General features: G+C 39.6%; 21 protein-coding genes. 6 read left to right on the top strand and 15 right to left on the bottom strand.

The window, feature by feature from the left end; all coding sequences use genetic code 11:
- Positions 1-114: 114 nt before the first annotated feature.
- Positions 115-1,362, bottom strand: a complete 1,248-nt coding sequence (locus BN2425_RS13355; protein WP_042460243.1) for an MFS transporter — start codon at positions 1,360-1,362, stop codon at positions 115-117.
- Positions 1,363-1,717: 355 nt separating this feature from the next.
- Between BN2425_RS13355 and BN2425_RS13350 the strand changes: the two genes are divergently transcribed.
- Positions 1,718-1,954, top strand: a complete 237-nt coding sequence (locus BN2425_RS13350; protein ID WP_042460240.1) for a hypothetical protein — start codon at positions 1,718-1,720, stop codon at positions 1,952-1,954.
- 336 nt (positions 1,955-2,290) lie between these two features.
- On the opposite strand, the gene BN2425_RS13345 is transcribed toward BN2425_RS13350, so the two are convergent.
- The 9 genes from BN2425_RS13345 to BN2425_RS13305 all read right to left on the bottom strand — a co-directional run bounded on the left by BN2425_RS13345 (position 2,291) and on the right by BN2425_RS13305 (position 8,551).
- Entirely contained in the window at positions 2,291-2,962 is a 672-nt protein-coding gene (locus tag BN2425_RS13345) for an alpha/beta family hydrolase (protein WP_042460237.1), read from the bottom strand.
- A gap of 52 nt (positions 2,963-3,014) precedes the next feature.
- The gene (locus tag BN2425_RS13340) at positions 3,015-3,338 is read right to left on the bottom strand and encodes a YnfA family protein (RefSeq protein ID WP_042460234.1); all 324 of its coding nucleotides are present in this window, start codon (positions 3,336-3,338) and stop codon (positions 3,015-3,017) included.
- A gap of 54 nt (positions 3,339-3,392) precedes the next feature.
- The gene (locus tag BN2425_RS13335) at positions 3,393-4,004 is read right to left on the bottom strand and encodes a DUF421 domain-containing protein (RefSeq protein ID WP_042460231.1); all 612 of its coding nucleotides are present in this window, start codon (positions 4,002-4,004) and stop codon (positions 3,393-3,395) included.
- A 111-nt stretch (positions 4,005-4,115) separates the two neighbouring features.
- Positions 4,116-4,619 (bottom strand): DinB family protein, encoded by a 504-nt coding sequence (locus BN2425_RS13330; protein WP_235714633.1) that lies wholly within the window; start codon positions 4,617-4,619, stop codon positions 4,116-4,118.
- A 247-nt stretch (positions 4,620-4,866) separates the two neighbouring features.
- Complete coding sequence (locus tag BN2425_RS13325) at positions 4,867-5,478, bottom strand: superoxide dismutase (protein WP_042460228.1); 612 nt, start codon at positions 5,476-5,478, stop codon at positions 4,867-4,869.
- Between the two features lie 160 nt (positions 5,479-5,638).
- Entirely contained in the window at positions 5,639-6,613 is a 975-nt protein-coding gene (trhO, locus tag BN2425_RS13320) for an oxygen-dependent tRNA uridine(34) hydroxylase TrhO (protein WP_042460225.1), read from the bottom strand.
- Positions 6,614-6,703: 90 nt separating this feature from the next.
- On the bottom strand, positions 6,704-7,159 hold the full coding sequence (locus tag BN2425_RS13315; protein ID WP_042460516.1) for a flavin reductase family protein: 456 nt from the start codon (positions 7,157-7,159) through the stop codon (positions 6,704-6,706).
- Positions 7,160-7,366: 207 nt separating this feature from the next.
- Positions 7,367-8,209 (bottom strand): 2OG-Fe(II) oxygenase, encoded by an 843-nt coding sequence (locus BN2425_RS13310; protein ID WP_042460222.1) that lies wholly within the window; start codon positions 8,207-8,209, stop codon positions 7,367-7,369.
- A gap of 48 nt (positions 8,210-8,257) precedes the next feature.
- Positions 8,258-8,551: a HesB/YadR/YfhF family protein gene (locus BN2425_RS13305; RefSeq protein WP_042460218.1), complete on the bottom strand. Its 294-nt coding sequence runs from the start codon at positions 8,549-8,551 to the stop codon at positions 8,258-8,260.
- A gap of 307 nt (positions 8,552-8,858) precedes the next feature.
- Here BN2425_RS13305 and BN2425_RS13300 point away from each other — a divergent pair, with 307 nt between their 5' ends.
- Positions 8,859-9,482, top strand: coding sequence for a helix-turn-helix transcriptional regulator (locus BN2425_RS13300; RefSeq protein ID WP_042460215.1), 624 nt, complete (start codon positions 8,859-8,861; stop codon positions 9,480-9,482).
- Between the two features lie 39 nt (positions 9,483-9,521).
- On the opposite strand, the gene BN2425_RS13295 is transcribed toward BN2425_RS13300, so the two are convergent.
- The 5 genes from BN2425_RS13295 to BN2425_RS13275 form a co-directional block, all read right to left on the bottom strand.
- Entirely contained in the window at positions 9,522-10,007 is a 486-nt protein-coding gene (locus BN2425_RS13295; protein ID WP_042460212.1) for a DUF1189 family protein, read from the bottom strand.
- A gap of 35 nt (positions 10,008-10,042) precedes the next feature.
- The gene (locus BN2425_RS13290; protein ID WP_042460514.1) at positions 10,043-10,288 is read right to left on the bottom strand and encodes a DUF1450 domain-containing protein; all 246 of its coding nucleotides are present in this window, start codon (positions 10,286-10,288) and stop codon (positions 10,043-10,045) included.
- 254 nt (positions 10,289-10,542) lie between these two features.
- A complete protein-coding gene (locus BN2425_RS13285) occupies positions 10,543-11,280 on the bottom strand; it encodes a CAP domain-containing protein (RefSeq protein ID WP_042460209.1) in 738 nt (245 codons plus the stop codon).
- A 309-nt stretch (positions 11,281-11,589) separates the two neighbouring features.
- Positions 11,590-12,357: a hypothetical protein gene (locus BN2425_RS13280; protein WP_052352866.1), complete on the bottom strand. Its 768-nt coding sequence runs from the start codon at positions 12,355-12,357 to the stop codon at positions 11,590-11,592.
- The gene (locus BN2425_RS13275; RefSeq protein ID WP_042460206.1) at positions 12,354-12,689 is read right to left on the bottom strand and encodes a PadR family transcriptional regulator; all 336 of its coding nucleotides are present in this window, start codon (positions 12,687-12,689) and stop codon (positions 12,354-12,356) included. The genes BN2425_RS13280 and BN2425_RS13275 overlap by 4 nt, the downstream gene beginning before the upstream one ends.
- Positions 12,690-12,857: 168 nt before the next feature.
- On the opposite strand from BN2425_RS13275, the gene BN2425_RS13270 reads away from it, so the two are divergent.
- The 4 genes from BN2425_RS13270 (at position 12,858) to BN2425_RS13255 (ending at position 17,349) form a co-directional block, all read left to right on the top strand.
- Positions 12,858-13,550: a response regulator transcription factor gene (locus tag BN2425_RS13270; protein WP_042460510.1), complete on the top strand. Its 693-nt coding sequence runs from the start codon at positions 12,858-12,860 to the stop codon at positions 13,548-13,550.
- Complete coding sequence (locus tag BN2425_RS13265) at positions 13,547-14,551, top strand: sensor histidine kinase (protein WP_042460203.1); 1,005 nt, start codon at positions 13,547-13,549, stop codon at positions 14,549-14,551. Before BN2425_RS13270 ends, BN2425_RS13265 begins: the two co-directional genes overlap by 4 nt.
- A gap of 100 nt (positions 14,552-14,651) precedes the next feature.
- Positions 14,652-15,413: an ABC transporter ATP-binding protein gene (locus BN2425_RS13260; protein ID WP_042460200.1), complete on the top strand. Its 762-nt coding sequence runs from the start codon at positions 14,652-14,654 to the stop codon at positions 15,411-15,413.
- A complete protein-coding gene (locus BN2425_RS13255; protein ID WP_042460197.1) occupies positions 15,403-17,349 on the top strand; it encodes an FtsX-like permease family protein in 1,947 nt (648 codons plus the stop codon). The genes BN2425_RS13260 and BN2425_RS13255 overlap by 11 nt, the downstream gene beginning before the upstream one ends.
- The last annotated feature ends 61 nt before the right edge of the window (positions 17,350-17,410 follow it).

Genomic DNA, 17,410 nt, shown 5'->3' with positions numbered 1-17,410 from the left:
TCCCCCTTAAACTGACTTAACTCCTCTTTATTGTATCACTTGGTTGTAATGTTATGGACTTTAAACAAAGCAAAGGAGCCGCAAATGCAATGCCGGCTCCTTGCACAAAACTTATTATACTTTCTCGCCCTTTTCCATTGCGGAAGATACCGTTCCTTTAAACAGTGGGACTAAAAACAGGGCCCCTACAACAAACAGGATGGCGGAGATTTCGTACATCATTACCAACGAAAATGACTGTTTTAACCAACCACTCATTGTCATCGTAATGACATTCGTTCCCATAAAGACCGGATTAAGAATGCCGTTTACCCTTCCAATGAAATCAGCTTCTGTGTTCTTTAAAATCATGGTATTAATCCCAATATGAATACATGGCATAAAGATTCCGCAAATAAATTCTACGGAGAGCGTCAGCCAGAACAATTCTGAGAAACCCATGATCAGAAAGCCGATGGCATTTGCCGTCATCCCCATGGCAAGCAGGATTTGCGGCGGAACCTTTTTCGCCATTCCTACCGTAATTCCGCCGCCCAAAATCATACCAACTCCAAACGCCATCATCAGCCATTGCATCTGCTCTTTTGGCAGACCCAGCTGCTCGGTGACGAGAAAAACGGTTAACGGCTGCGTCAGCCCTAATGCTAATCCGGATGCAGCAAAACACCCTCCTAGTAAAGTCAGCGGCCGGCGGTTCCATACATAACGAAACCCCGCTTTCATTTCTTCCATAACAGTTGAATCTTCTTGTTTTTCCTCTTGGTCTTTATCAGGCGGGAGTCGGAATAAAATCCCTGCTGACAGCAAGAAAGCAATCCCCATAATCGCAATCGCAATATCGATCCCGTATTGTTGGTAGACAAACGTTCCCAGTACCGGCCCAAGGATCATGAACAAAGCAAACAGCGTTTGATAGATAGACATTCCCATTTGGACCAATTCTTCTTTTACATGCAATTTAAACAACTTCATTCCCGAAGGCTGGGAAAACTGCGACAGAATCGAAGAAGCAAGTGTGGCAAAGAATACGACTTTCCAGCTGCCAAAAACGAGTGTCAGCAGCACCACAAAAATAGATACGGCACTTAAGAAATCACACCATATCATCGTCCGCTTCGGCTTCCACCGGTCAGCAAACGTTCCCCCGATAAACGAGAATAAAAAGATGGGGGCGAACTCAGCAACGGAAATCAGTGACACTGCTACCGGGTTTTCGTTGGTCTTTTCCACAACAAATAGCAGTATGGAGTAATTTCTTACCCAGATGCCGATTTGCAGGAAAAGGGTAGATAGTAGAATGGTTTGAATCACCCGATTTCGGAATAAAGCACCCACAGACATGCCAGCTTGAGCATTTTCCATAAAAAAAATCCTCCTTATCCATAAATCTGGACAGGAGGAAAATGAGCACAGAAAGAAGTCGTAATATCATACGGAGATCTTTCATACAAAAAAGCCCAAACCAATCCTATCCAGAAAATTTTTCGTCATAATACGAATAGCTTCTAAAATAGGACTAGTTGATCATTGGCCTTTTCGTCACCCTTCCGAACTGAAATGTAGTTCTATCTTACTGTAATCCGATAGAAGATTCAAGAAAATTTTACACTTTATGTTAAATTAGGACAGACACTCTTTCATGCATACCACTTTCCTGACAGGATAAAATATGAGAGGCAATTATAACGTGCTATTAGAATCTTAAGGGGTGATTGGAATGGCGGATAGTTTGGATCCGATTGATTATCAAACAGGCACTTCGGTTCGGACTTTCAATATTTTAGATACCAGTGTGAGTGAGGAAGGCTATGATGTTACGTTGAATATTGACCTAGACAGTGGTTATGACCTGGAAGGTGTCAAGATGCATATTTCATTTGAGGACTTAACGGCTTATGAAACGAAGGACATCCATCAGGCAGTAAGTTATGCTTTGGGATTTTTTGATTACTAGCCATAGAGAAGCAAGGAAAATGTCCGTTATGTGTACGGAATCATTTTCCTTTTTTTGTACCTATTTTGCGATCACACCGTAACCTACAGAGCGCCTTTATCGTCAAAAAAGTAAAGCGCTTTAAAGGGTGAAAAATGAATGGAAAAACAAAAAAGCCCGTTTGACCTCACGCAAAGAAAAGTGCAGAAAATCTATAGGGAAAATCTAACTAGACCAACAAATAAGCAAAAGGAATCAAGGGACACCTTGATATTTCTTGGCTTTATTGTTTTTGGATTTATTATATGGGGTTTTGTAGAGAGAATATTTTTTTAACTAATCGTTGATCTATCTTATTTAATCCAGTTTGTTCTGAAGAATAAATGCTTGAGAGTTTTCGATTACTATTTTTAATGCATCGATTGAGGCATAAATATCGCCATTAATTTCTAAACTGTGGTCTGCTTTTGGAATGACTACGGTCCTTACAAGTTTATTCTGTTTAAATGACTCCACCCGTTCCTCCATAAAATGGTGATCGTTACTACCGATGATGCAAAGTGAAGGTACTGCCGTCTCCAAAATAGCTTGATATACCTTATCGTCTTTCATAAGTGGTGTGAGCCATATTCCAACCGAATTGTGAACGAAGGTTTGCTGTGCCCACTCCATAGCCATCGGAATGGTTCCGATTGATTTGCTTAAAAGGTAACACTGTTCATATTCAGCGTCTTTTAGTACTTCTGCTGCCGTTGCTTTAACATCCTCGTAAATCCATTGTTCCTGTTCAGCATCAGGCAATTTCGCAAATTGTTCATTTTCCTTGAATTGATAGTTCACATGAAGAACATCTATGTTATAGGTCATACACACATTGGTCGCATAATAAAACAGAGGCATCTGTGTTGTGTAACCAAGTCCTGGCAGCATAATACAAATACTTTTATTGGGGCTTTGTCCTCGTATCCAGGTAAATGGAATGGTCGAATATCTATTCCTGACAACTTTCCCTTCAGTAATTTGATACATGTTTCTTCCCCTTCGTAAGTGATTTTTTTAAAACTTCTCTCTCTCAAATAGGTCAATGGCGCGGTGCCCAAAGAATTACAGAAGCACCAATTATGCAAATGGCGGCTCCTAACCAGTCATAAAAATCAGGTATTTTTTTATCCACTAACCATCCCCACAATACGGACAAAACAATAAAGACTCCTCCATATGCCGCGTAGACCCTGCCAAAGGAAGGAAATGCCTGAAAGGTTGCAATCACACCATACAAGGCAAGAATAATTCCACCCAATATCCCGAAATAAAATGGTTTTCCTTCTCGTAAAGATAGCCAAACAAGATAACCGCCGCCAATTTCGGCGAGTCCAGCCAATATAAATATAAAAATAGCTTTCAACCATGACACTTCCTAACCATCGGAGCTATCCAAGACTTTCCCTCATTATATCAATTAATTTAAATAATCCGGATGGTTTTGAATCGACTTTTCAATTTCCGTAAATATATTTTCCATCTCCTTATTAGAAGATGATTGATTTGTGGCATTATCGGCTTGTTCCTGTATTGGTTTCATATAAAGACTTAAAATTTTCTTCAACTCTCCCACTGTTACCGGTTTCGCATCTTCCATTAATTCATATCCCAGCAGTCCATTTGCCTCAATTGTCGCGGTCTTAATATCTGATATTTTTGTAATTCCTACATTGCGGAGCCGCATTTCTAATTGATCCACCGACATACGAAGCTTTCGCAAATTCATAGAATTTACAGTTCCATTTTGAATAACTATTTTTGATTTTCCGGTTATCAATTTTTCAAAAGGATTGAACTTCACCTGCAGGTATTCCAACAGTACGGTAACAGCAACAAAAATAGCGGATGCGACAATGGCCTTTATGGTACTCTTTTCAACAATTGGCTGAACGATGATCGTTCCAATTGAAATCATCACAATGGTTTGTGCTATGGTCATTTGGGAAATGGACTTTCTACCCGATAATCTCAATAGTGATAATCCCGCTAATATTAATACTAGTGATTGCCAAAGAAATGACCCATTCATCTCATCAGCCGCCTTTCAAAAGTGATTTTCCTTACTTTTTCCAAACGGCTGAATTTTTATTTTTTCAAATGAATCCAAAGAGGATGGCAGTCAATTGCCATCCTCCTTGGGTTAAGAATTTGTATTTTTCTCGTATAAAAAAAATATATAATCCGTCGGGATTCCCTTATATCCTATTTGTCTTAAAATAGCGGTAAGATTGCCACGGTGATAAGTTCCGTGATTAGCAACATGATGGAAGAGCTCAGAATAACTGGTTGTTAATGTTCCGTAGCTAGGATGTTGGATACTTGTCTGTTCATTCAATTCTTTACTCTTGATAAACTCAAGGTATTGACCGCCTAATTCTATATAGTTTTGTTCAAGCTTCTCCAGATTTCTCTCGGACTTTTCCTTGCTTAATTGAGCAACACCTGCAACAACCTCATCAAAACTGTCTCCCCTTATCGTCCGCAGCCAGGTATAATCAGTTTGATACATATGGAAAAGAGTTTCGTACAGAGATGGAAACACACTCTTGACTTCTTGAAAACAAATCTCTGAGGGCAATTCCTTCAAATGGTTAAAAACCCGCTGATTTGCCCATAAATGATACTCTATTAGTTGTCCGCCCAAAAACATTCCCTCCATTCTATTGATCCAAATGCACGCTTTCGGATGTCTGGTACCTTTTTCCTCGATATCCCCTCTTTTAACGCCCGAAAAAGTTGCTACTATCCCCTGGTCCATACTCGCATGCTGTCTAATCGGGGTTTCCCACACTATTCGACTTTTAAAAATAAATTCCTCCTTAAATTAGTTAACAATAAAAAAAGAACACTTTCCTTAGTAGGAAAGTGTTCCTTTTAATAAAACACAGCAATTATTTTGCTTCAGCATAAAGTCTGTTAACTTCATCCCAGTTAACAACATTAAAGAATGCTGCGATATAATCAGGGCGTTTGTTTTGATATTTTAGGTAGTAAGCATGCTCCCAAACATCAAGGCCAAGAACTGGCTTTTTGCCTTCCATTAATGGGCTGTCTTGGTTAGGTGTGCTAGTAACAGCCAATTTGCCGCCATCAACAACAAGCCATGCCCAGCCAGAACCGAAGCGGCCTGTAGCAGCTTTTGTAAATTCATCTTTGAATTGATCGTAGCTTCCGAAAGCTTCGTTAATAGCGTCAGCAATTGCACCTGTTGGAGCGCCGCCGCCATTTGCAGAAAGCAGGTTCCAGAATAGGCTATGGTTAGCATGTCCGCCGCCATTGTTGCGCACTGCTGTGCGGATATTTTCAGGAACAGCATCAAGGTTTGCAATTAACTCTTCAACAGATTTGCTTGAAAGATCATCGTGGCCTTCAAGAGCTGCATTCAAGTTGTTTACGTATGTAGCATGGTGACGGTCATGGTGAATATTCATTGTTTGCTCGTCGATATGAGGCTCAAGTGCATTTGCTGCATATGGTAATGCAGGAAGTTCGTATTTTGCCATTTTCCATTCCTCCAATTAAATATTGATTTACTACTTTTTCATTATAGAATATGATAATTAACTTTTTCAACTAATTAGTTTAAAAATAAAAAACATCTTTATAATAAAAAGGAGCCTGAGGCTCCTTTTTTCATACTATCATTGCACACGGCTAACAGCCTTATGATTGTTTTACTGGCAAGTCTTCACCAATGGCATGTAATCTCTCTGCTACCTGTTCCTCGGTTAACTCATGTTCCTTTATATAAAGGTTTCTAGGATGGACCCGGCATTCATGAGTACAGCCGCGCAGATATTTATGCTCATTTTCTTCGGAGCAAAGAATTTGTTTGTTGCATTCAGGATTGGCACAGTTTACGTACCGTTCACAAGGTTCACCTGAGAAATAGTCTTTCCCTACAACGACATGTTCTTTCTGGTTGACAGGAACACTGATTCTTCCGTCAAACACGTAACACTGACCGTCCCATAGCTCGCCTTGCACTTCAGGGTCTTTGCCATAAGTGACAATGCCGCCATGCAATTGTCCTACATCTTCAAAGCCCTCTTTCACAAGCCAGCCGGAGAACTTCTCGCAACGGATTCCTCCAGTACAATAAGTCAGCACTTTTTTTCCTTCGAATTGGTCTTTGTTTTCCCGAATCCATTCAGGAAGATCACGGAAAGCCTTGATATCTGGGCGGACTGCCCCTCTAAAATGACCTAAATCATATTCATAGTCATTTCTGGCATCAATGACAACCGCATTGGGATCTTGCATTGCTTCATAGAACTCTTTTGGACTTAAATGTTTACCGGTAACTTCATTTGGATTAATATCGTCTTCCAAGCGGAGCGTCACGAGCTCTGGACGGTGGCGGACATGCATCTTTTTAAAGGCATGGCCTTCTGCTTCATCGATTTTAAATACCATGTCAGCAAATCGAGGGTCCGCATGCATCGTTTCCATATATTTATCCGTTTGTTCAATGGTACCGGATACCGTTCCGTTAATGCCTTCGGCAGCGACCAGAATTCGGCCTTTCAATTCAAGCTCTTTACAAAACTGTAGATGCTCAGCTGTAAATTCTTCTGGGTTATCAATCGCAGTATACATGTAATATAGTAATACACGATATGGTTTCGTTTCTGTCATCACTTTTTCCACCTTCTGTTATATTTGCAAGATATACCATTAGGCTGGGTTAATCTATGAGCCACATTTCTCTTACAAATGTATAATTTTTTATAAGTAAAACTGTCCCGGAATTTTTCCGAATTTCCGGCGGTGATATAAAAGCGGGTCACTGTTGGCGCTCTGAATATCGATTACCTCACCAATTAGAATCATATGGTCACCGGCTTCAACAGTTTTAAACGTCTTACATTCGAGAACACCGGCAGCCCCGGAAATAATCGGCAATTTGTTTTCCGATAGCTTCCATTCACAATTGCTAAACCGATCGGTACCTTTTGTTGCAAACAGAGAACATACATCGCTCTGATCTCCTGCAAGGACATTTACGGCAAATTTTTCGGTTTTAGCAAATAACTCATACGTTCCAACCCGCTTATCAATCGACCATAAAATTAACAAAGGATCAATTGAAACGGACGCAAATGAATTAACGGTAAGGCCTATCGGCTGATTGTTCTCATCAACCGTTGTAACAACCGTAACTCCGGTTGGATAGTTGCCCATTACTTCTTTAAAAAGGGTTACCTTGTTTTCCACGCTTTTACACACCTTTCCCTTTGTACTCGATATTCAAACGTTGTTTTCTCTATTTATTAAACTTAAAGGTATAAAAACCAAGCATTATTATAACATGTTTTTTAAAAACAATCTTGTTAAATGCTTTGGGTATTGAACCTTTTATTTCCAATGCCTGTTTGGTGCAAGAATTCATTAGTAGATTTTTGCCTGTCTAATCCATTTGGTTGCAACCCATTTTTCACCCTGTGCAACTGGAATACTGGTGTGCAAGGACATCCGGTCGACTTGATTTTTACTGTTTCCATAGTGGAAGTAGACCGCGGTTCCTTTTTTCGGCACAATGGTGACTCCAGCCTTTGGAAAAACAGTTTCGCCGCCTGCTGGAACATCATTTAAATAGATTAATAGAGTGCCAATCCGTTGACCTCCCTGTTCTGGATTCACCCTGGTCGAAGGAAAATAATCAAAATGTGGTTTATACTCTTCACCAATTTTGTAATTCAATACTTGAAGTCCTTCCCCATTCTCAACTGGGTAATTGGTCAATTCCGCAATTCTTTTTTCAATGGCGGTAACTAGCCAATTTTCACCCAGGGTAAAATACATCCCTTTGCTAGTTCTGCCGGATGCGGCTTTCTTTTCACCAGTTTCCGAATCGATGATTTCGGAGGGCTGCAGCCTGTCCTTAGATAAGTTAATCAGTTCATCACACTCTTCATAGCTTAATAGATTGTCTAAATGAAGAATAAACGGGTGGTCCACTCGGGAGAGTACTTTTATATCCCTGTCACTGGTTGCGATTATATTTCCCTTTTGACCGATTTCCGGAACTTCATATACAAAAGGAGCTTGGGAGCGTTCTGCCGTTTTAACCGATTGATTTCCAACAATACGCAAAAGGGTTTGATAAGCAAATGTTTCATCAAATCCTTTTTTAATCATAGCGGCAGCAATTGCCTCAGGAGATGCACCGCTTTTTAAAGTATTCAAAATCCAATCTTTGAACTCAGCTGAGATATGCTTGATTTTCTCCATTTACTACCTCTCCCTCTAGGACAATGGGCCATTCTGAATTTTTTGTTATTAAGGCTTGATATAATTATACTCTAGTTCATCTTCTTGTTCATCGTAATTCACATGTAAATCATGTCCATCAAAAAACCATAAATCGGTTTCTTCAACAAAGAATAAAATTCCCTCTGACTCGACGCTGACAGCAATATCAAGCGGGTCATCCTTTGCAAAGGCGAGCGAATACCCTTCCTGAACAGGACTTGAGCCATAAATTTTCACAAAAAACCGAACCTTATCTCCACTCTTATAGCCAATATCTTCTTTAAACCATTTCAATGCCTGCTCCGTGATAACAATCTCCATAACCTCGTCCTCCATCAAACAAATATCAAAAGATATTGTGCAGTCTACTACTTATGTTTAGTTATCCTAAACCAATCTATTCAACATAAATAACTTCTTCTCGGTCAATTTATATTTAAATGAAAGTTTTGTCAAACAATCAAATTGACATATATGATAAAATAAAAATGTTTTTATACCTTTTGGTTTCAAAATGGGGGCCTGTCCCCCATCGCAGTAAAGCGTTAATTTGCTGGGGGCCTGTCCCCCATTACGATAAAGCGTTAATTCAGTGGGGGATTGACCCCCTCTAGGCAGGTGAGAGATATTGGCATCGAGGTTTTCTACGAAGGATCGGATTCTTGAGTTGTTGAAGAGAGAGACGAGTTTGACGGTGAGTGAGTTGGCTGGGTTTTTGGGTATTACTGAGATGGCGGTTAGGAAGCATTTAAATATATTGGAGCGTGATTCTCTTCTTACTATTAATGAGGTGAGACAGCCGATGGGGAGGCCGATTCAGGTTTATTCCCTTTCGTCAAGAGCGGATGATCTGTTCCCAAAAAACTATGAAACAATGACGGTTGAGTTTCTTCATGACCTGCAAGAGCTGCACGGCATGGAGATTATTGATTATTTATTAGAAAAACGAAGTGAGCGGCAAAAAAAGGAATATTTGCCGAAACTAGAAAATAAGAGTTTAGAAGAAAAAGTGGAAGAACTAAAAAATATTCAAGTCCATAAAGGCTATATGGCTGAATTGAAGAAATTAGGAAACCACCAGTTCGAATTAATAGAGTACAATTGTCCGATATTCACAGTTGCTTCTGAATATAAACAAGCATGTACCTGTGAAACCAATATGTTTAAACAGGTATTAGGTACAGAACATGTCAAAAGAATTACCTGCAAGACCGAAAACGAAGACCACTGCAGATTCTTAATAGAGGCTTAAATAAAAACATGCTGGCCAAGTTTAACTGGTCAGCATGTTTTATATTTTCTTCGGCTTTGGAAATACCGTAATCATTTTATATAGGAAATAAAGAACTAAAAGTATTAACAATAATGAAATTACGAAATTGACGAAGAAAAAATTCCTGATTAAAGCATAGAGGATTAACGGAGTCGTGGAAGCATGGAGAGACATCTTCCATAGAAGCGCGTATTTTATTTTTCTATGGGTTAATTTATTCATTAACAATCCAGCAGCTGCTACCAAAGAAATGCCTAAAATCCCCGTAAAAATACTTTGAAACGGATAAAAAATCACAATCTGAAACATAAACACACTGCGTGGCAAATCATTAAATTGTGTATCATAGGACGATGTTAACTTCAGCAAATCCGGTAAAGTAATCACTAACATGAGCAGTGCAAAATAGATAACGGACGTGCTGATTTTAATTTTATTTATTTTTAATACCGCCTTTTTTTTGGGCAGCATCAAGCTGTTTACAAAGGAGGAAACGATCCCCATTATTTTATCCTCCGTATTTCAGGTTTATTTTTATGTTACCGATAAATCGATAATTCCTCTTCAATTTTTTCTCTGATTAATGTTAAGCATTCTTCTTGGGTTTTGGCAAATATACGTTTCCCATTGACAATGGCATACGGCCGTTTTGCACACATACCGCAAAAAGACATGCATTCATTCCGGATGACCGCCACTTCGGGATACTCGCTTTCCAGTATGGCTTCCAAATCAATCAGGCTCATCAGGTTTGAATCGCAAATTTCAACTACAACAATCCCAATGGTCAAACACCCCTCTCTAAAAATCAATTGTATACCAAAGCTAGCCGATATTCATCAGCATTTCCGGTTTTCTCTATTATTATCATCCCTGTGCAAAAAGGATGAATAAACTTTAAAGTGCCACAAACCTATTTTTATACATAAATGTTTAAAAAGTAAAGGAAAAGCGATTATGGTGAGCAAGCAAACCTTCTGTGGTAAATGCAAAAAAACACTGGAGCCCACTTAAGCTCCAGTGTTTCTCATGCTTGAAGTTATCTGCCAATAAACTCCTGTGTCCAATAATTACCTTGAGACACATATCCAACACCAATATAATTATAATTCGAGTTTAAAATATTGGCGCGGTGGCCTTCACTATTCATCCAGGCAGTCACTACTTCTTCAGGTGTTCTTTGCCCCATAGCGATATTTTCACCGGCATAACGGTAAGAAATGCCGTATTTTTTCATCATATCAAACGGTGAACCATAGGTTGGGCTCGTATGGCTGAAATAGTTATTCGCAGACATATCGCGTGATTTCTCATGGGCCATTTTGCTGAGTGTCAAATCAACCTTTAGCGCAGGAAGTCCATTTTTTGCCCGTTCTTGATTGGTTAAATCGACAACCTTTTGCTCATAAGCACTTAAAGCAGTTGTCGTTTCAGCTGCAGCTGGCTGCGGCTCAGTTGCAGTCTTCTGTGTAGCTGGAGCTGCAGTTGTTTGCTGCGGCTGCTGTGCTGTTTGTGTAGGCTGCTGTGTTTGTGTTGTTGGTGCTGCAGTTGGCTGTGACGGCTGAGTGACCGTTTGTGTTGGGGCTTTCACTCCCCATTTCGCATAAAAATCCGCTAGTATTTTATTAATCTCTTCAGAATTAGAAACTTTATAGGTGTATACCTTTTGCTGTACAGTTTGTGTGTTGAGTGTTGCTGCATGAGCAGGTGCGATCACAGGATTTGCCAAGATAACCGCTGCTGCTGCAGCTACTGTTAGGATTGCCTTTTTCTTCATACTTTCTCATCCTCCCTGAAAAATTCATGCCGTTGCTTTGCACCATCATCATATCACGGGATTTTTGTCATATTTCAGGAAGGATTTAACAAGTCCATTCTAATCAATCTGTCACTTATCACTCGACGCAGATTTTGTAAGCTTTTTACAGCATATTTTCACTATTCCGTATTTTAATAGGATCTTACAATACTTCCATTTTTTATATTAGAAAAATGGGTTGACAGTTTTTAGTTTTCTCGTTCTTTTTTACAATGATTTCAGTATCATGACGAGGCTTACAATCTAGTTAAAACATTCAAAAGGTTACTATTGACTGCTTGTTTTTCTATACTTTCTCCAAATAAAATAGCTTCCCAGTGCGCTTACGAGTACTAGTACGATGACGGTCATAATCATAAAAACGGGATCCTCATTGATTTCCTTAGGCAAAAATCTATTTGCCAGCGGTCCAATTGCCACAAATATAGGAATAACAATAGAAACCCATGATTTGCTGTATAGAGCCGAGGCGATAAAAATAATGATACAAGCAGCTACGATCAGGTTATTCTGCAATGAACTGGCCACAAATACCGTTGTTGCTTCTTGATCTCGATACCATAGTAAAAGAACGACTCCTGCACCGGTCACTAATAAAGCAATGACACCAGCAATTACGTAACCCCATACTGAGTGATAGAATTTTGGTATGACTTTGAATAGGAGGATGCCATAGGCGAGGATGCCCATCACACCGCCAGCAAAAGCCAGCCATAGAATGGTTCCCGACAAGGCAAATTTCCCTTCAATGGCCGGTCCAATGCTGAAATAAGCAGCCACTAAGAAAATCATCATTGGAATGATTACCATCATTTGCCGGAAGTCTGTTTTCATAGAGTTTCCGATACTCTTCATATATTCTTTTGGACTCTTGCCGATAATATGGCTTATATCCTTTCCGGCTGCTTGTGCCTCGAGCAAATGATCCTCAAGCTCTTCTGTAATTTCATTAATTTCCTCGTCATTTTTCCCTTTGGATATTAAGTACATGCGAAGCTCTATTAAAAATTGCTCAGACTGTTTCGAAAGCATCATCTGTCAATCTCCCCTTTGTTTAACACATGCTCAACAGAAGCACTTAATTGCTCCCAGCGCTGAATAAATTCTCCCAGCTCATGCCTCCCTTTTTCCGTTAGTGTGTAATATTTTCGTTTTGGTCCTGCTGTCGATTTCCGTAATGTTGCTGTGACTAACTTTTCTCTTTGCATTCTCAGCAGCAAAGGATAAATCGTGCCTTCACTAAAGGATTGAAAACCGTAGGATTCCAGCTTCGCCGCCAGTTCGTAGCCATAGGTTTCCCCTTCATTAATAATCGCTAACAGGCAGCCGTCCAATATGCCTTTTAACATTTGTGTTGTATCAGCCACAAAGTATACCCCTTTCAATACCTTGTAATGCAAGATATATATTATAATAACCCACACTATCTTGTATTGCAAGATAGTGTTTTACCGAAATAAGGAAATAATATGATGGCTGATTGATAATTTTTGCTATACAATCAAGATGAGTATGACAAATGAGTGGTGATTCCTTTGTTTAAATTAATGCTAATAGAAGATGATGCAACGCTATTTCATGAAATCAAAGAACGTTTAATAGGCTGGTCATATGAAGTATATGGAATAACAGATTTTAGCCAAGTGATGCAAGAATACACTGAGGTGAAACCAGATTTAGTCATCATAGATATCCAGCTCCCCAAATTTGATGGATTTCATTGGTGCCGGATGATTCGTTCCCATTCCAATGTGCCGATTTTATTTCTATCATCACGGGACCATCCATCCGATATGGTGATGTCAATGCAGCTTGGAGCCGATGATTTTATGCAAAAGCCGTTTCATTTTGATGTCTTGATTGCGAAAATCCAGGCTCTCCTTCGCCGTGTATACAATTACAGTAACGATCAAATCGAGATGAAGACCTGGAACGGAGCCGCGGTAGATTACCAGAAAAACACTGTAACGAATGAAACTGGCTCGATCGAACTGACTAAAAACGAAATCTTTATCCTGCGCGAGCTGATTGAGCAAAAAAATAAAATCGTCACCCGTGAGGCATTAATCAAAAGTTTGTGGGACGACGAGCGGTTTGTCAGTGATAATACGCTTACCGTCAATGTGAACCGGCTGCGAAAAAGACTGGATGAGATTGGCTTAGGGCACTGGATTGAGACCAAAGTGGGACAAGGCTATATGGCCGTTGAAGAGGCTGCATTATCATGATGAAAGAGTATTTGAAAGAACGGCGCAGTTGGATTCTTTTAATTGTAAGTCTTGAACTCCTGATTGTACTTGTCTCTTATTTGGATGCGACAATACCATTTATGCCGATTTTATATATTGTTTTTTTATCAGCGATTATCTTTGTCCTATTTTTTATTGTTCGGTATCAAAAGGAAACAAAGTTCTACAGAAGTCTTAAAGATTGGGAAAAGGACCTGGATATTACCAATCTTGTTCATGGTGAATTGCCGTTTGAGAAAATAGCAGAAAACACACTCACCCGCCAAACTGAGTTTTTTAAACAGGAGGCGAATCACCAATTTACCTCTTTAGAACAGGAAAAAGATGAAATTCTGTCTTGGATTCATGAAGTAAAAACACCGTTAACCGCCATGAGTTTAATCATCGACCGTTTGGAAGACCAACAAATAAAATCGGAGTTGCGTTATGAATGGCTGCGGATTCATCTGTTGCTAGACCAACAGCTTCATCAAAAACGCCTCCCTTTTATGGAAAATGATTTATACATAGAAAAAACATCATTACAGCCGCTCATTTTTCAAGAACTTAAGACACTGCAATCATGGTGTATGCAGAAGAGAATTGGGTTTGACGTGGACTTAGGTGTACCGGAAGTTTTGACAGATGCTAAATGGCTTGGGTTTATCCTGAGGCAGCTTATAACAAACGCTGTGAAATATAGTAAGGATACTGATATTGTGATAAAAAGTTATCAAAAGGACGGGCATACCTGCCTAGATGTAACAGATTGCGGGCGTGGCATTGATCCTAAAGACCTGCCCCGTATCTTCGAAAAAGGCTTTACTTCAACAGCCAAACACCAAGACAGAGCCGCAACCGGAATGGGGTTATATCTCGCGAAAAAAGCAGCTAAGCCATTACTGCTCAAGTTTAACGTTTCCTCCCAATTGGGAAAAGGTACGACATTTACATTAACGTTTCCCAAGCGAAATGAGTTTGTCCATATAACAGGCGTGTGACAAAATTGTCACATGCTTTTCTTGTTTTGTTCGCACAATCGCAGGAAGTATTTGACGTGGCTTTTTATAATAAAGCTATCGAACAAAGGAGTGTGTCATGATGATCATTTTACAGGCCAATAGCATTTATAAAAGCTACGGCAGCAAATTAAATAAGCAAGAAGTACTCAAAGCGATAAATCTAGAGATTGAGCAAGGGGAATTTGTCAGTATTATGGGACCCTCCGGTTCCGGAAAAACCACTCTATTAAATGTCCTTTCCTCCATCGACCATGTCAGCGGCGGATCCATCCAAATAGATGGCAAGGAAATTACCAGGATGAAGGAAAAACAACTGGCAGAGTTCCGCAAACATCACTTAGGGTTTATTTTTCAAGAATATAACTTACTTGATACACTAACGGTTAAAGAGAATATCCTTTTACCACTATCGATTACAAAGGTATCGAAACAGGAAGCAGACCATAGATTTCTGGAAGTTGCAAATGAGTTGGGAATTACAGAGGTTGCAAACAAATACCCCAATGAAATTTCAGGCGGGCAGAAACAGAGAACTTCCGCAGCACGTGCGTTTATTCACCAGCCTAGCATCATTTTTGCCGACGAACCAACTGGTGCACTCGATTCTAAATCCGCCTCCGATTTATTGAACAAGTTAAGCCAATTAAATCAAAAGCGGAACGCAACCATTGTCATGGTTACTCACGACCCGGCAGCAGCCAGTTACAGCAGTAGAGTGATATTTATCAAGGATGGCCAGATTTACACGCAGCTGAATAAAGGCGAGCAATCCCGTCAGGCATTTTTTAAAGATATTATGAAAACGCAAGGCGTCTTAGGCGGGGTGCAAAATGAGCATTAATCAGCTGATTCTCCGCAATTTAAAAAAGAACCTAAAGAATTATTACCTTTATGTTTTCGCGTTAATTTTTAGTGTGGCGCTTTATTTTGCATTTGTGACTATACAGTATGACCCATCTACAGCTGAAGCGAAATCGACCATTAAAGGAGCTGCTTCACTGCGTGCCGCTTCTATCCTGCTTGTCGCTATTGTTTCCATCTTTTTGCTTTACGCCAATAACATTTTTATTAAGCGGCGAAGCAAGGAAATTGGTTTGTTTCAATTAATCGGGATGACCAAAAGCCGGATCTTTCGGATCTTAAGCACAGAGAACTTTATTTTATATTTTAGTTCTTTACTGGTCGGAATCTTTCTGGGATTTTCAGTTTCGAGATTCATCATGATGATTTTGTTTAAAATAACGAAGGTGGACGCCATCGCCACACTGCACTTTTCAAGAGAGGCATTGGTACAAACGCTTATTGTGTTTGGTGCCATCTACCTCCTCATTATGCTGGTCAACTATATGTTTATTAAAAAGCAAACCATTTTAGGGTTATTCAGAGTCCTCTCGTCAACTGAGGAAAGGGTAAAGAAATTGTCCGTCTGGGAAATCATCATAGGGTTAACCGGAATTCTGTTGATTGGTTTTGGCTACTATATCTCCACGAAGTTATTTGGCGGGGATTTTCTGACAATGAACGAGCTGTTTTTAGCCATGGCTTCCATTTTAGGTTCTGTTATTATTGGTACCTATTTGTTCTACAAGGGGTCCGTGAGCTTTATCTTTCATCTGATTCGTAAAAAGAAGGGCGGTTATTTAAACATTAATGAGGTGTTATCATTAACCTCGATTATGTTCCGGATGAAGTCCAATGCCTTGCTGCTGACGATTATTACAACAGTATCAGCGTTGGCCATCGGTTTATTATCATTAAGCTACATTTCCTATTATTCTGCTGAAAAGACAGCAGCAAATTATGTGGCGGCTGATTTTGCCTTTGTGAAACCAGATGAAGTGGAAAAATTTAAAAATGCTCTACATGAGCAACATATAAAATATAGTGAAAAAAAGATTGAAGTGATTCAAGCGAAAGCCAATTTAAGCCATGTCATGGAACAGAACTTGCAAGGGATAAACAGTAATCCAAACAAGATGCAGCTTCCTGTTGTCAGTGACCGGGATATTGAGAAGTGGGATATTTCCCCTAACGAAACTGTTTTTACAGGATATAACGATTTGCTGCAGAAATTCATGCCGCTTAAGAATTCTGGCAAGATTGAATTAAAAGGAAAAAAACTGGCCATACCCCAAACATTTTTGGGGTTAAAAAAGGAGTATTATATTTCATGGTATTTCACGGCTGGCGGCATCCCGGTTGCCATCGTGGATCAGACAGTTTTTAATCAATTAAAAAATGATTTAGATCCTTCGATACAAACAGAATCATCCGTATTTTTCGGGCTCCATTTATCAGATGAGAAAGAGCTGGAAAAGGCGAATCAATTATTTAAAAAGATGAACTTCGGAGAGGACCGGAATAGCGACTCCCGTCTTGACAATTCTAATCAACAAAAAAGCAACATGGGGTTAATGATGTTTATTGTCGGGTTCTTAGGTCTAACTTTCTTAATCACCTCAGGCTGTATTCTTTACTTTAAGCAGATGGGGGAAAGCGAAGAAGAAAAACCAGGTTACACGATATTACGGAAGCTTGGATTCACCCAAGAAGACTTGGTTAAAGGCATACGCGGCAAGCAGCTGTTTAGTTTTGGTATTCCTTTGGTGATCGGTTTATCGCATAGTTACTTTGCCGTCCAATCCGGTTGGTTTTTATTCGGGGCAGAACTCTGGACGCCGATGCTGATTGTCATGGTCATCTATGTTGCCTTGTACTCGATATTCGGCATTCTCTCGATTCAGTATTATAAAAAGGTAATAAAAGAAGCTCTTTGACGAAAGAGTTAAGGAGACTAATCATCGGTTTAACACCGTAACTAGTCTCCTTTTTTATGAA

The organism is Neobacillus dielmonensis (genome assembly GCF_000612665.1).
In the GTDB taxonomy this organism is placed as follows: Bacteria; Bacillota; Bacilli; order Bacillales; family Cytobacillaceae; genus Neobacillus; species Neobacillus dielmonensis.
The sequence above is the reverse complement of the archived record's forward strand: the minus strand, read 5'-3'. Positions and strand labels throughout refer to the sequence as shown.

Bases quoted from the DNA above. Each gene is read 5' to 3' on its own strand.
- BN2425_RS13310 (WP_042460222.1), bottom strand. From the start codon at position 8,209: ATGGAGAAAATCAAGCATATCTCAGCTGAGTTCAAAGATTGGATTTTG.
- BN2425_RS13280 (WP_052352866.1), bottom strand. From the start codon at position 12,357: ATGATGCTTTCGAAACAGTCTGAGCAATTTTTAATAGAGCTTCGCATG.
- BN2425_RS13295 (WP_042460212.1), bottom strand. From the start codon at position 10,007: ATGGGGATCGTTTCCTCCTTTGTAAACAGCTTGATGCTGCCCAAAAAA.
- BN2425_RS13345 (WP_042460237.1), bottom strand. From the start codon at position 2,962: ATGTATCAAATTACTGAAGGGAAAGTTGTCAGGAATAGATATTCGACC.
- BN2425_RS13260 (WP_042460200.1), top strand. From the start codon at position 14,652: ATGATCATTTTACAGGCCAATAGCATTTATAAAAGCTACGGCAGCAAA.
- BN2425_RS13350 (WP_042460240.1), top strand. From the start codon at position 1,718: ATGGCGGATAGTTTGGATCCGATTGATTATCAAACAGGCACTTCGGTT.
- trhO (WP_042460225.1), bottom strand. From the start codon at position 6,613: ATGACAGAAACGAAACCATATCGTGTATTACTATATTACATGTATACT.
- BN2425_RS13255 (WP_042460197.1), top strand. From the start codon at position 15,403: ATGAGCATTAATCAGCTGATTCTCCGCAATTTAAAAAAGAACCTAAAG.
- BN2425_RS13315 (WP_042460516.1), bottom strand. From the start codon at position 7,159: ATGGGCAACTATCCAACCGGAGTTACGGTTGTTACAACGGTTGATGAG.
- BN2425_RS13355 (WP_042460243.1), bottom strand. From the start codon at position 1,362: ATGGAAAATGCTCAAGCTGGCATGTCTGTGGGTGCTTTATTCCGAAAT.
- BN2425_RS13325 (WP_042460228.1), bottom strand. From the start codon at position 5,478: ATGGCAAAATACGAACTTCCTGCATTACCATATGCAGCAAATGCACTT.
- BN2425_RS13335 (WP_042460231.1), bottom strand. From the start codon at position 4,004: ATGAATGGGTCATTTCTTTGGCAATCACTAGTATTAATATTAGCGGGA.
- BN2425_RS13305 (WP_042460218.1), bottom strand. From the start codon at position 8,551: ATGGAGATTGTTATCACGGAGCAGGCATTGAAATGGTTTAAAGAAGAT.
- BN2425_RS13265 (WP_042460203.1), top strand. From the start codon at position 13,547: ATGATGAAAGAGTATTTGAAAGAACGGCGCAGTTGGATTCTTTTAATT.
- BN2425_RS13285 (WP_042460209.1), bottom strand. From the start codon at position 11,280: ATGAAGAAAAAGGCAATCCTAACAGTAGCTGCAGCAGCAGCGGTTATC.